At 47.0% G+C, this 13,202-nt stretch carries 11 protein-coding genes; 3 read left to right on the forward strand and 8 right to left on the reverse strand.

Going from position 1 to position 13,202, the window contains the following annotated elements; genetic code table 11:
* Nucleotides 1-26: 26 nt before the first annotated feature.
* From ACYVF1_RS30505 to ACYVF1_RS30540, 8 genes are all read right to left on the reverse strand, one after another.
* Nucleotides 27-1,577: a hypothetical protein gene (locus ACYVF1_RS30505; RefSeq protein ID WP_461086191.1), complete on the reverse strand. Its 1,551-nt coding sequence runs from the start codon at nucleotides 1,575-1,577 to the stop codon at nucleotides 27-29.
* A gap of 14 nt (nucleotides 1,578-1,591) precedes the next feature.
* Nucleotides 1,592-2,497 carry a hypothetical protein gene (locus tag ACYVF1_RS30510; RefSeq protein WP_461086193.1) on the reverse strand — a complete coding sequence of 302 codons (906 nt, stop codon included), beginning with the start codon at nucleotides 2,495-2,497 and terminating at the stop codon, nucleotides 1,592-1,594.
* A gap of 15 nt (nucleotides 2,498-2,512) precedes the next feature.
* Nucleotides 2,513-3,127: a hypothetical protein gene (locus ACYVF1_RS30515; protein ID WP_461086195.1), complete on the reverse strand. Its 615-nt coding sequence runs from the start codon at nucleotides 3,125-3,127 to the stop codon at nucleotides 2,513-2,515.
* 77 nt (nucleotides 3,128-3,204) lie between these two features.
* Entirely contained in the window at nucleotides 3,205-4,209 is a 1,005-nt protein-coding gene (locus tag ACYVF1_RS30520; RefSeq protein ID WP_461086197.1) for a hypothetical protein, read from the reverse strand.
* Between the two features lie 28 nt (nucleotides 4,210-4,237).
* The gene (locus ACYVF1_RS30525) at nucleotides 4,238-4,690 is read right to left on the reverse strand and encodes a hypothetical protein (protein WP_461086199.1); all 453 of its coding nucleotides are present in this window, start codon (nucleotides 4,688-4,690) and stop codon (nucleotides 4,238-4,240) included.
* An 8-nt stretch (nucleotides 4,691-4,698) separates the two neighbouring features.
* On the reverse strand, nucleotides 4,699-5,814 hold the full coding sequence (locus tag ACYVF1_RS30530; protein WP_461086201.1) for a caspase family protein: 1,116 nt from the start codon (nucleotides 5,812-5,814) through the stop codon (nucleotides 4,699-4,701).
* 6 nt (nucleotides 5,815-5,820) lie between these two features.
* A complete protein-coding gene (locus ACYVF1_RS30535; RefSeq protein ID WP_461086203.1) occupies nucleotides 5,821-6,588 on the reverse strand; it encodes a hypothetical protein in 768 nt (255 codons plus the stop codon).
* Between the two features lie 42 nt (nucleotides 6,589-6,630).
* Entirely contained in the window at nucleotides 6,631-8,184 is a 1,554-nt protein-coding gene (locus tag ACYVF1_RS30540) for a PKD domain-containing protein (protein ID WP_461086205.1), read from the reverse strand.
* Nucleotides 8,185-8,729: 545 nt separating this feature from the next.
* On the opposite strand from ACYVF1_RS30540, the gene ACYVF1_RS30545 reads away from it, so the two are divergent.
* The 3 genes from ACYVF1_RS30545 to ACYVF1_RS30555 all read left to right on the forward strand — a co-directional run bounded on the left by ACYVF1_RS30545 (nucleotide 8,730) and on the right by ACYVF1_RS30555 (nucleotide 13,094).
* Nucleotides 8,730-9,488, forward strand: coding sequence for an acetylxylan esterase (locus ACYVF1_RS30545; protein WP_461086207.1), 759 nt, complete (start codon nucleotides 8,730-8,732; stop codon nucleotides 9,486-9,488).
* A 41-nt stretch (nucleotides 9,489-9,529) separates the two neighbouring features.
* A complete protein-coding gene (locus ACYVF1_RS30550) occupies nucleotides 9,530-10,972 on the forward strand; it encodes a family 43 glycosylhydrolase (protein ID WP_461086208.1) in 1,443 nt (480 codons plus the stop codon).
* Between the two features lie 493 nt (nucleotides 10,973-11,465).
* Nucleotides 11,466-13,094: an alpha-amylase family glycosyl hydrolase gene (locus ACYVF1_RS30555; RefSeq protein ID WP_461086210.1), complete on the forward strand. Its 1,629-nt coding sequence runs from the start codon at nucleotides 11,466-11,468 to the stop codon at nucleotides 13,092-13,094.
* The last annotated feature ends 108 nt before the right edge of the window (nucleotides 13,095-13,202 follow it).

The following is a 13,202-nucleotide window of genomic DNA, read 5'->3' on the forward strand; positions in this document are numbered from 1 at the left end:
TAGGTGTGTTTAAGTGGTGTTTCTATTTACTGAACGGGTAACGTAGTGATAAGCAGTTGATCGAAAGCTTTAAACGGGCTTCCGCTTTGACCCAGCCCACGCATACAACTCTTCTCGCGCGAGCTTTTGAGCGCTTCCTCCAGACTTTCGTTGACAAATTCAAATGTCAGTCCACCAATTGTTTGCCGATCAATGGTTAGCGGACACATCGGATCAGTGGCGGCAACGGCTACCAGACGTTCTGAGCCGTAGGGTTCACTACAGACAAAGTCACCCAACAATACGTTTACACTGGTTTCGGAGGGCTTGATCACTCGGTCGCAAAGGAGCACGATACGTTCAACGCCCTGTGGATCAGGCGCCTGCCGGTATAAAACTCGTACATGACTGGGCTTATTGACCTCCACAAACAAGTGCATGGTATCTCCTTTAAAAAAGCGAGCGCTTTCCCGGCCTTTGTTGGTATTCAGTCGGAGCGACAGGTTTCTATCATCGCTGACCAGATAATTGTTCAACGTATTGGTTTCCTTGTTGATTTTAGCGTAATCAGCCGGAATAAATCGTCGGTTATTGGCTTCGAACCAATTGAGCGGCAAATCTGAGTTAACAACCCGACCCAGTTGCTGACCATTAGGGCCGAGCAAAAGCATCGTCAATTGGAACAGACTGCCATTGTCTTCATATTGACCCGTCAGTGTATAGCTTTGGGGCGTTGCTTCCGTGGTGCTGATTGTTAATTTTGGTCGATTTAAGAGCGTCGAAAAGTAGGTCTGCAACGTAGCGCCTACTTCCAGTGCAAAGGCATCGCCAATGCCGCAGTTACGATAGGATAGGTTTTTAATAAAAAGCCTGGTTGCAGTAGCGGGTAACTTCTCAGCCAGTGAATTGCCCGCTTTAGCCAGAACCCGGCCCAGGCTTTGCTCAGCCAGATAAATCGGATAGGGGTTGGTTTTTACGGTTTGATCCGACGAAAAGGCGATAGCACCAGCCGGTGGAACCCCCGATCGAATGTTGCCAATCTGAATGTTATAAAAATAGCCCAACTGGCTGCTGGCGTCGCGCTTGAAACGAGCTGAAATCGTAAACGTAAGGGGCACGGTTCGAATGGCAAAACTTCCGCCTGCCCGGCCTCCACTCATACGTTGTTTTACATAAATACTCGTCACAAGCGAATCGGTACCAACAAACTGAATCGTGGCTGGTCGCTGAAAAGGGGCATCCTGTGCTGAGCCTATCGAAAAGTTACTCTTACTGACCGTATTTTTTAGCCGAACATCCGTAAGAAACTGCGCCCAAGTAACGGCTGGGGCTGGACTTACGTCGCTGAAAACCTGAGTGTTGGCGCTCCAGGCTTTGCTGAGCAATTTGTACCGTAACGTAACAGCATCTTCTTCACGCTGCGCTTTTACGTAGGCATCCAACGTACTGAAATATTCGCGATTCAGAAAATCTCTTATCTGATTCTCGAACTGGGCATAATCAGCCTGCAGTAAGGATTGCGACTGAGCCAGAAGCGAACAACCCCAGCACACCAGCAGGAGAACGTAGCGCAGTTTATGGATGGATGTGGTCAGCATAGCGTTTCGAAAAGTTATGGTTTCTGTGTGGGTAAACAGTTGCTGAATTCTTTAGGAAGTTGAACAGCATCGCCACCGGGTAACCAGAATAAATCTGTAATGAGCCAGCCCGAATTAAGATTTTCCCGATTGCGATATTCAAGCTGCATGAGCCATGCGTCGCCCGATTGTAGCCAGACCACAGGTTGCTCTGTGCGCGTGGGCTGAATTTTGCCTTGCTGCACTAACTGGCTCAATTGCAGAAGTTTACTGTCATTCGACGCAGACCGGGCGGCAAGTGGTAACAGATTCTGCCGATCTCTGATAAGATTAAATAAAGCCAGAAAACTCGTTTCCTGGGCATTTAGAGGGATAAATACCTGCGTTGAATCGGCACCTGGTTTGCCAGACGGCTTCGTGCGGGGCGGCATGGCAAATGGAACAGATACTGCAACAATTTTCCAGCTATAGGCGCTGTCCTTCTCTGTAGCCTTGAGAAAAAATTTTACGTTCTGCTGCACACCCCCATAGTTTACGTCCATACCAACGGTGGCAAGCATGTTTGTTGTCGGAAAAGTCAGCAGCATCGGCTGATCGGTACGGCTGACGGCCTCCAGAAAAAGGGATTTACGCTTCTGAATCAGGCTGTTTTTAGATGAGCTTGCTACGTTGTTATGGTCGAACAGCCGGGCTACTTTTTGTTCACGACTTTCGGCTGCTAATTGAATGGAGTCTTCACCGGCTCGAATGAGTTTGGGTTGCTCGCCGTTGAAACGACGAACAAATTCACTGATGTGCGATACCTGGTGAATCATATACGATTGACCGGGTTTTCGCTCAGTCCGGAAAGTGGTTTTGGTGGAATCGGGTTGGGTTGGTAACGTATCCGTCGAGAAGGCACAACTTCCAGCCAGCGTCAGTAGATTGATTAGCAATAGCATAGAGAATGGCCAGAGTTAGTTGTCAACCGCAGGAGTCGACTCCATAACGGTAATATTACCCAGCAAGAGCGCCCACCGTTTTTCGTTCACAAAAGGGTCGTCGAGCGATTTAAGCAGGGTATCAATGTTTTTCTGAGTCCGATCTCTGACAAGCCGTCCCGAAACGGTCCGAGCCTCAAATTGCTGAAAGTAAGTAGCTGTTCCCGAGTAGGTTCCGTCCTGGTTGCGCGAGAAGTCAGATACTTTTACCGGTTGAAAAAACGTGATGGTTACTTCCTTAATGTTTTTACGGGAGGAGAGTTTGCTCAGATTCTGTAAATACGTTTCCAGTGGCAACGTATTGATTTGCTTTGGATTCTTAATCGACGAAACCTGCATGGTCGACCCTTTCAGAAACATACGTAGCGTTTCGTCAATGGCCATTTCTTTGTCTTCGCCAGCTGTGTTTGGGTCGGCAATGATTGACAGGTAGTTTTGCAGCGCTTCGACCTGCTGGCGACACCGTTCCTGAAAATTTTTCAGATCGGGATCTGTATTGATAGAATTCTTTTGATGATCACTACCCTTTGGCTGGGAAAGGGTAGGAAACCCCAGCAGTATAAGGATAGAAAAAATAAGAACTGTTCTCACGAGTGCTATTAATTAAAAGATGGAATGGATATTTATGTCGTTGATCACTAGTTGGATACATAGTATTATGGAAGCGATTACCTAAGAAGTTTGACGGGTATGGAGCGATTCAGCTGTACCGAAAGCTGCGTTCCACCGGGATCGCCAACTCGTTGAGTCGACTTACCCACGAGTCGGCAGGTCAGCAGGCCATCTTCGGAGGTCAGCGTTTCTTCTTCTTCCGAATTATCGAAATAACTGTACTCCCATTTATCTGAAGAAGGAACACTGGCCGGATCGATGGATGAACCAGGCGGTGCTATGAACAGCACTTTCTGAGTAGCCACCCGGCTATCTATGCCCGTTGACGTAGTGGGACGGACTGAAGCACTAAAGTTGATATTGAGTACGAGCTTATTAGCTTCAACTTCGAACCATATAATAAATTTGATATTCGGGTTGGCTGACTCAAAGTAGCCACTGCCTTTTTCCAATTTCGGGATAAATGTTCCCAGATTCTGCGCCTTTACGACAGAGGTAGCCGAACGATTAACGGCCGCAGTTTTCTCAGTTGCTACCAGTTCGGGCTCCTGATCTGCTCGAGCCACCTGAGCTGATGGAACATTTAGTTTTTTCTGGGCGATTTTCGTTTTCAACTGATCAACGCCCAACCGTAGTTGACCGAGCTGCTGGTCTAATTTAACTAATTCGGTATCGCCCTTGCTTCTGGATATGGCCAACTGCGAAAGCAGAGCGTAGTAGCTCTGTAAAACGGCCTGATGAACGGAATCGGGGAACGTAACGCTCAATAAGTCAATTTGCCGGCGGACCGCCTGTTGCTGCTCAGGCTTTATTGTTGGTGACGACTCCAGCACGGCCAGTCGGTGGCTGAGCGAATCGAGGCTGCTCATGAATACTGCGTCGGCCTGAACCAGTTGTGGGCTGGTATTCTGGCTAACGTTCGCCGTGGTTTTATTGGCATAAGCGGGGAGGAGCCAGAATGATACGTAGCAGCAGATGCCTAGCAGCAGCAACAAGATGGTATAAAAAAGTACCATTTGCCTGATGCTACGTTGGCGTTCCTGATTATGAGAAAGATTCATGGTCGATGTGGATTAGAGTACTCGTATGCTACTGGGTTCTCAGCGTTTTTTCCAACTCCTGGGCTTCTGCCTGGGCTTTTCGAATTCGACTCAGCAGGCTATCTTTTCGTACCCCAAGATTTTCCTGACCGCCCGACGTAACTTCATGAAGACTGATCAGTCGTTCATAATTATGCGTAAAGTGCTTTGCTATTGGACCGAATTTGTCGGTACTACTGTACCCTTCGTTCATCGTTTCCAGCCGATGCTCCAGAATTTTCCTTGGGTTGGTTAATTGGCCCGGAACATCGTTCGAAATGCCCTGTGACAATTGTGCGTATACACTTTTTACTTCCCGAGCGTCGTCCAGAAAACGCTCCCGCGAGGTCTGGTGAGTAGGCATCGCAGCCTGACTAGACCGGCTACCCGCCCAGATAATGCCCGCGCAAACAGCTATAAACAGAAGCAGATTGATCAGAATGAATTTTTTAGACCAGGCCATAGCCATGATTACTTTTTAAGGCCCCGGTGTAAAACAACATCCTGCGTAAGCACACTGGTTTCTACAGGAACCTGCTGATTCTGCGTGCGACTCATTACGCGAACGCGAACCGTTTTGAAGACATCTTCCAACCGCATGCCTGGTTCTCCCAGCGCTTTAACTAATTCTTCAGTATAAGGGCTGTTGTTGGTTGTTCCATCCAGAGCCGTTGAGCCCGGTTTGGTCGAAAACGCAATCAATGAACCTGAAGGGGCGTTCATTTCTGCCAGCCCTTTTCCACCCCGTGACTGAATCAACGGGTTATTACGGCAGGCGTCCAGAATCATTACGTTCGTACGATTGACATCTGTATCGCTGCTCATCTGCTCCAGAATGTCGTTGGCCGATACGGCTAAAACTTTCACTTCTGACGCTGATTGGGGGGTTATGTCGACAGGGATGAGGTAATTTTTGCTATCCACCTGCATGCCGTGTCCTGCATAATAAAACAATGCTACGTCGTATTTCTGCGATTGCAGGCTATTGCCGAACTGAGCAACTACCATGCGCAGCTCGGTCTGGTTGGTGTTCTTCCGCTCAATCACATCGAAGCCCAATCCTTTCAGTTGAGCAGCAACAGCCTTAGCATCGTTGGCAGGATTTGTCAGACGGTTTCCCTGTGGATATTCCGAGTTACCAATTACCAGCGCTACTCGCTTCTGAGGCTTTTCGTACGTAACGGTCAACGTACTTGAACGAACTTCGCCGGCCTTATTAGAAGCAATGACAACTATCTGATTACGACCGAGCTGCAAACGTACCGTATTTGTAAAAGGCGTGCCCTTGTCGCAACTGCCGGGCTGCCCGAAACCCCGCGTTTGCTGTGGTATCAGCTGGCCGTTGAGTTCAACCTTAACCTGCTTGGCGTCGTTCTGGATGCAGGCCTTCAGAATGTACTCTTCTTTTTCCGTATAATCCGTCGTACCGCCAGACCATTCAATGGTAGGCTTGATGGCAGGTTTCTCGAACAGGGCATCCGTATTGACGGTAACCGGCTGGCTCCGGTATACGGTAGTGCTAGGCGACTGTGCTAACGCAAAGCCGGAGCAGCAAAGCAGGTAGAGTAAATAAATGTTTTTTGGCATGGTAGATTAGAAGTTTAATGCCACACCTAGATTGGTGCTACGTGTACCAGGTGGGCTGACAAGGGTGATACGAGATGATTTCGGCTTGTGAATGAACGTGTAAATGGTTGTGGCAACACCCACCGCAATTGCTGCTCCAGCCACAATGGTGAGCGTACTTTTGCGACTATTAAGCGAGGCTAATTTATCGTCATACTCGGCTTTTTCAGCGGCCGACGTAACAAACTGTTTACTATTATACGTATCAGAGTCTTTGCTGATGGCTGACGCCAGCACGAAGCTATAAGCTCCCAGTCCGGCGGTTGCTACGTAACCAATAATCGGAATCGGGCTTTTTTTACGTACTGCGACAACAGGTTGGGCTTTTGGCTGAATGGCTAAATTCTGGCTTTCGGGTTTTGGTTTCTCGGTGACGGCTACCGGTGCTGGAGCTACCGGTGGGGGTGGGGCAGGGCGGGAGAACAGAATACGGGCCTGAATACTTTCGTTAAGCCGGGTACTATCCCGTACTACGTCCCAGTACGCCACCTGATTGGGGCCCGGACGAAGCCCCTTGCCAATCGCTCCGGTAATGGCTTTAGGTTCGATAACCCGTCCGGAAGCGGTTTCAATCTGAACGTAAAGGGAATCAGTAGGCCGAACGTCCTGCAGATCATACGTAATGACCATTTTTTTAATATCCGGATCGACCTGCATTCGGATATTACTGGCCGTCTGAGCGCGGGTTACTAAAGGGAATAGGGCAACAATCAGTAAACAACTAATCCTGAACATTGATGTAAAAATCTGTTTATGGTATGTGGACAATAATACTATTTACTTGATTTTCAGAACCCAAAAATCATTACTGCCGTAATTGGTGGCGGTTTTGTTGCCCGCTGCTGCGTTGGCGCTTATTGGAGAAGTAGATATTCCTCCCAGCACGAAGCCGCCATCCGACGTACTCAACAGGGTGCGGAGTTGATCATCAGTAGAGCCTCCAAAGGATTTTTCGCCTATTTTTTCGCCATTTTTGTTGATTTTCACCACCCAGTAATCATTACTGCCAAAGTTAGTGGCAGTCTTATTGCCTGCGTCTGACGCTGAACTAGAATAGCCACCCAGTAGAAAGCTATCGTCCGCGACGGCCAGCATGGTAAAAAGGATGTCATCAACAGCGCCCCCGTAGGTTTTGTCCCAGACTTTATCGCCACCGCTATTGATTTTCACTACCCAGTAGTCATCCAGCCCATAGTTGGCTGCAGTTTTATTGCCTCCGGTTGCTGGTGAAGCCGAAGCCCCTCCCAGCAGAAAGCCGCCATCCGAAGTAGCTACCATCGAGCGGAGTTGGTCTTCGCTAGTTCCCCCGAATGATTTATCCCAAACTTTGTTTCCACTCGCATCGACCTTAACCGCCCAGAAATCGGTTAGTCCATAGTTCGTAGCAGTTCTGTTTCCGGTCTGGCCAGAGTTAGAGTAGCCTCCTAGCAGGAAGGTCCCATCCGAGTTGGCCGACATTGCCAATGCAATGTCGTCAGTTGCACCCCCGAACGATTTATCCCAGACTTTGTTTCCACTCGCATCGATCTTCACTACCCAGTAGTCATTAGCACCGTAGCCAGGGGCAGTTTTATTGCCATTAACTGCGCTCGCACTCACAGGTGAATTGGAAGCCCCGCCTAACAGAAATCCACCATCCAGAGTAGGTACCAACGCTCGGAGCTGATCGTCGCCAGTACCCCCAAATGTTTTCTCCCAAATCTTGTCTCCGTTGCCATTAATTTTTACTACCCAGTAGTCGGTACCGCCGTAATTAGGAGCGGTTTTGTTGCCACCGTCTCCCGGTGAGTAGGAGTGTCCACCCAGTAAAAATCCTCCGTCTGAGGTCGGTACGGTAGCGAAGAGGAAATCTTCGTTGGTACCCCCAAAGGATTTGTCCCAGACTTTATCGCCAGCGCCAGTGACTTTTACTACCCAATAATCATTTCTGCCATAGTTGGTGGCGGACTTGTTTCCACCGGTAGCAAATGAACTGGAATAGCCTCCCAACAGAAAGCCGCCATCTGAAGTGGCCACCATCGAGCGGAGCTGATCATCAATGGCTCCACCAAATGATTTGTCCCATACCGACGAAGGAATGGCCGCTTTTATGGTCACTTGCTGAGTTTTGGGTTGGCTGTTACCCCCTGGTCCGGTAACCGTCAACGTAACGGTGAACGTACCACCATTTTGGAAAGTATGTTTTGGATTAGCCTCGGTAGAATTTGTATTATCACCAAAATTCCACTGGTAAGACGTGCTGTTTCCTGTGGATTTATTGGTGAAACTCACTTCGCAGGGAGCGATGCAGTCGCCACCGGTAAACGAAAAATCGGCTGTGGGGGGGAGCACTAGTTCCTTAGGGTCCCAATTCCAGCAACTAGTAAGCAGGCAAACTACTATTAAATTCAGTACAAATTGTTTCACGGATAGAAGCAGCAATGGTAAAAAATTAGGTTATGGGCTAAATATACAAAAGATTTTAGATACGATGGTTTGATGTTCACTGAGTTGATAATAAGAAGATAATTAAGTAGTTGCTATTCTTTTACTAGTGACAAATGGGTTGCTTTTTTATATTGTAGACCGGGAGACGCAGTTGTATGATAAAATTAAAATCATCACTAGTCAGTGAGATTTGATTCTAAGTAGTTTGCTGGCTGTTGGCCTTGATCACTACGTTGTTACGGTCCTGCTCGAAAACTAACTTAATGTACTATTGGGCTCATTTATTCTACGTAGTAAAGAGTCGGTTCGGCAATCGTTTTGCCTGGAACAATAGTGTTTCAAGAGATTGAGTTGCCATCGACTACAAAGAGGTTTAAGAATGTGTAAAAGTTTCAGTAAAAGGTAGCTTGTTCTGCTTTATCTAGAAACAATACTTAATACAATAAGCTATGAATACAAAATACAAATACGTATTGTCATTTATATTGTTTATCGTTTTATCAGGATTACACGGAGGAGGCCTAACCGCTTTTGCACAGGGGCCAGGTCCGGCACAAAGAATTCCTCTCCCTCCCATACCTATCAAAGGCGATACGTCACATACCCTTTCCAAACACTTCACCATAGCTTCTGTGGCCAATAAAACACCAGACGCAAAGGGATTTATTCAACGTTGGCTTATGCTGGAGCCTATAAAGAAAGATATTGTCAGGAATAATATTTTTACGGATAACTACCTCAAAACAACGTTTGCGACCGATAATTTTTCCGGCGATTATACTACAGTTCCCCAAAATGGCCAGACGGTAAAAGTAGGAAATCAAGAGCTAAAGTGGTACGCGTTGGATAGTAAATCCTTCAATATCAATTTATACCATTTTACGTACGCCCTAAATAAGCCAAAATACGGAATACTTGTCTGGCTGGTCACGGTTATCGACTGCCCTGAAGAAATCAAAAACGTCCGGATGGCGGCCGGATGCAATTCCGGCAGCATGTGGTGGTTGAATGGTCAGGAAGCCTTGTTGCTTTCCGGTGACCGGGATATGATTGCCGATAATGGTACTTCTGCCCGTTTGACACTTAAAAAGGGAAAGAATATCATCCGTGGTGCCGTCATAAATGGACCAGGTATGGCTAATTTCTGTGTTCGTTTCTTGGATGAAAAAGGATCGCCCGTAAAAAACCTCAGTATCAGTTACCAATAATAGCCAGTATCCTCTTTACGCTAATTAAACCAAATTAGTACATGAAAAGAATAAACCTATCCATACTGGCACCCTTATGCGCCTTATTGGTAACACAGACCACCCTAGCACAGGTTGGAAGGCCATTTATCCATGATCCGTCAACCGTCGCTGAATGTAACGGCAAGTACTATACGTTCGGCACAGGTGGTGGCGGACTAATTTCTGAAGATGGCTGGACATGGCATGGTGGCGGAGTGAGACCGGGTGGAGGAGCAGCTCCTGATGTCATAAAACTTGGGGATCGATACCTGGTCATCTATGGAGCAACCGGTGGTTCACCCAACCACAAAGGTGCCATTCTGACTATGTGGAACAAGACATTGGATCCGAAGTCGCCTGATTTTAAATACTCAGAACCGATTGTCGTAGCAACCTCAGATGGCTATGAAGAGAACGATGCCATTGATCCCGGTGTGATGCTAGATCCCACTACCGGACGGCTTTGGCTAACCTACGGTACTTATTTTGGATTCACTCGCCTGATAGAATTAGACCCAAAAACAGGAAAACTCAAGCCAGGAAATAAACCTGTGGATGTCGCTATCGTCTGTGAAGCCAGTACGTTGGTTTACCGAGAGGGTTGGTATTACCTGCTGGCTACGCATGGTAGTTGTTGCGATGGCGCCAACTCGACCTACAATGTGGTAGTAGGTCGTTCAAAAAAAATAACAGGACCTTACCTTGATAATGTAGGTAGAAGCATGTTGGAAGGAGGAGGGAAACTAGTGGTGGCTACCCGTGGAGGATTAATCGGTCCCGGTCATTTCGGTCATATTGTTTTAGAGAAAGGTGTTGAAAAAATGTCTATCCATTATGAAGCCGATTTAGAGCAGGGCGGCCGAAGTGTATTGGGCATACTTCCGGTGGTTTGGAAGGATGGCTGGCCGGTTGCCGGCGAAAAGTTTAAAGAAGGTACGTATGAAATTGAATCTGTAAGACGAGGCTATAGCTTAGAGTTGGCGGTTGATTTTACGAGAATGGCCGTTGGACCACGGGGATTTGGCCAGCCTAATAACGACCCGATAAAGCCTGTTCCACCTCAGCAACTAGCCGACGTAATGAAAAACTGGCCAACCGGTACCATCAACTTGAGAATAGGAGATTACCTGTCCCGCCCCCATCAGCAATGGACGATTACCGATGCGCCTGATACAACCGGTTATTTAGGAGGGCCCTATTATAAAATTGTCTTGGCAGGAACCGATCGGGCCTTAGCGGCTACTGCCGATGCCGAAGTCATCACCGTACCAACCTTTACGGGCACACCCGAACAGCTGTGGCGTATCGATCAATTAACAGATGGCACCTATAGAATCATGCCAAAGCTGGTACCGAACTCAGGAAAAAAGGTTGTACTGATCTCTTCGGGTGACAGCACACCGAGTCTGGCAGAATTTGATTTTAACAGTGATAATTCTAAGTGGAATCTTAAAGCTCCTTGAGGCTATTCCCCCGGTTGCTGCTTTAAGGGTTATTTAGAGCCTTACCCTTCTTAAAGTAGAAATATTTGGAGGGATTATTCAGCTATTGACAACAGACATTCGTTAAAAGAACGATCTGATAAAGTCCTGATCGCTTGACTTGTAACTGCTGTAATCGGTTTGTTCTAAGTACTTTCTAAGCTTTGTTTAAGCTCATTCTAAGGGAATGGAGCGTAGTTTGGTTGATATCAATCCTAAACTGCAGCTTATTGTCCAATCATTACTCAACTAACGAAACACTACTAGCCATTTCTATTGTCATTGCATTAATGCCTTTTCTCTGATTCAGGCATGTTTCAAGGCGGTACAACAACGAGTTTTGATCCGTGAATGCGGATTGTCGATTGGAAAAAATGGCGGTAGTGGCCTTTATATAATGAGCCAATTAGCCATAGATAGACGAGAACTCGGCGTAACCTTTACGGCCGATCTTCAGGCAACTGTTGTATTATGGATGCCTCAGGCCCAAGAGGTTGCCCTGTCAATCAATAATCACTCACGGTTTATTCCCTTAACAAAAATCTCAAGTGGTTACTGGCGGCTAATTACTGATCAACTAAAGCCGGGTGATACATATTCTTTTGTGATTGATCATGAAAAAGAATGGGCTGACCCAGCCTCGCTGTTACAGCCTGAAGGTGTATATGGGCCTTCCCAAGCCTTTAATTCAACTAGTTTTTACTGGGAAGATTCAAGCTGGGTCAATCCACCGATTGATGAATACATTGTGTATGAGATTGACATACATACGTTTACAGAAGATGGCACGCTCAAAGCCATTATCCGTAAGCTGAATCACATAAAAAAACTTGGCGTCAATGCAATTCTAATTCGGCCAGTTTCAGACTTCCCGAGTGGGGATAATCGAAAGCAGGATGCTGCTTTTTTGTTTGCCGTACAGGCTTCGTACGGCGGCCCTGGTCAATTGCAGCAATTGGTCAATGCCTGCCATTTCGAAGGATTAGCCGTTATTCTGGATCTTTCGTATAAACAGATTGATCAGCCCAACCATGCACTCAACGAGCCGGATGGCTACTCTACCCAGAAACGGCCAGCCCGGAAGTCGAAAATTGAAACGACCTCTGCTGTTTCCAGGGATGCTTATCGACAATATCTGGTTGAGAATGCGCTGATGTGGTTTCGCGATTTTCATGTCGATGCACTACGTCTCGAAAATATCTATACGTTATCTGATGCTGACCAGTTACTGAGCGACATTCGGGAGCATACCAATACGCTGACCGCGCACACGGGCCGTCAACATTATCTGCTCGCTGAACAAGATTTAACCCTTGTTTCGAACGGGGCAAAAAAAGCAAATAACCAATGCAATACGTATTACATGGATTTTAACCATAATCGACATACAACGAAGCAGTACCGAAAGGACTGTTTATGCGACAGTACGTTTTCGGGAATTCTTCAGGAGCTATTTGACCGCGAGTTCGATGCATCCGCCAACGAAGATTTTGTTATGGTGCTGCAAACGTATCAACAGCCGGAATCCGATCAGCAATTCGACAGTGAGTTCGTAAAATTGATAGCGGGTTCAATTATGGTGAGCCCCTGCATTCCTACGCTGTTTATGGGTGAAGAATGGGGCGTTACGAATCCGTTTCAGCGGCTGATCCACAGTGATCCTATCCCCGTTGGGGCTGATCAGGAATCGTCGTTACTGGTTGACACGGAAAGTCAGCCAGTAACGGTTTTGCCGTGGGAAATGCTGGACGAGCTTCCGAATCGAACCTTATACCAATATTATCAGTCGCTTACGGCGCTACGTCGCGAGCAGCCGGCGTTATATCATTTGAATCCGAATCAGGCACAGGTTTTTTATCAGGAAGGCGAGTCAACCCTGCTTCTGCATCGTTCCTACAAGACGAACCACGTACTGTGTCTGATGAATTTCTCCCGTGAGAAACAGACTGTTACGTTGCCTTCTCTTGGCAAAAACTGGCAAAAATTACTCGATTCGGCTGATCCGATTTGGGATGGGCCGGGTTTGTCTCCCGATGATTTATCAGATACCGCTACGTTACGTTTACAACCGACATCTATCGTGGTTTACAAAGCCACTACGTAGCAAAACAAAGAAAATGGTACGCCCAGGGACGTAGTATTTTATGGGATATTTGAGAGTCTCAAACCCTAAGATGCTACGTTTCTCTAAGCACTTTCTAAGATTTGTTTA

This window comes from Spirosoma flavus (assembly GCF_054778555.1).

What these genes read in the sequence shown, in the direction of transcription:
- ACYVF1_RS30505 (WP_461086191.1), bottom strand. Translation starts at nt 1,577, where the DNA reads ATGCTGACCACATCCATCCATAAACTGCGCTACGTTCTCCTGCTGGTG.
- ACYVF1_RS30510 (WP_461086193.1), bottom strand. Translation starts at nt 2,497, where the DNA reads ATGCTATTGCTAATCAATCTACTGACGCTGGCTGGAAGTTGTGCCTTC.
- ACYVF1_RS30520 (WP_461086197.1), bottom strand. Translation starts at nt 4,209, where the DNA reads ATGAATCTTTCTCATAATCAGGAACGCCAACGTAGCATCAGGCAAATG.
- ACYVF1_RS30525 (WP_461086199.1), bottom strand. Translation starts at nt 4,690, where the DNA reads ATGGCCTGGTCTAAAAAATTCATTCTGATCAATCTGCTTCTGTTTATA.
- ACYVF1_RS30530 (WP_461086201.1), bottom strand. Translation starts at nt 5,814, where the DNA reads ATGCCAAAAAACATTTATTTACTCTACCTGCTTTGCTGCTCCGGCTTT.
- ACYVF1_RS30535 (WP_461086203.1), bottom strand. Translation starts at nt 6,588, where the DNA reads ATGTTCAGGATTAGTTGTTTACTGATTGTTGCCCTATTCCCTTTAGTA.
- ACYVF1_RS30545 (WP_461086207.1), top strand. Translation starts at nt 8,730, where the DNA reads ATGAATACAAAATACAAATACGTATTGTCATTTATATTGTTTATCGTT.
- ACYVF1_RS30550 (WP_461086208.1), top strand. Translation starts at nt 9,530, where the DNA reads ATGAAAAGAATAAACCTATCCATACTGGCACCCTTATGCGCCTTATTG.
- ACYVF1_RS30555 (WP_461086210.1), top strand. Translation starts at nt 11,466, where the DNA reads ATGCCTCAGGCCCAAGAGGTTGCCCTGTCAATCAATAATCACTCACGG.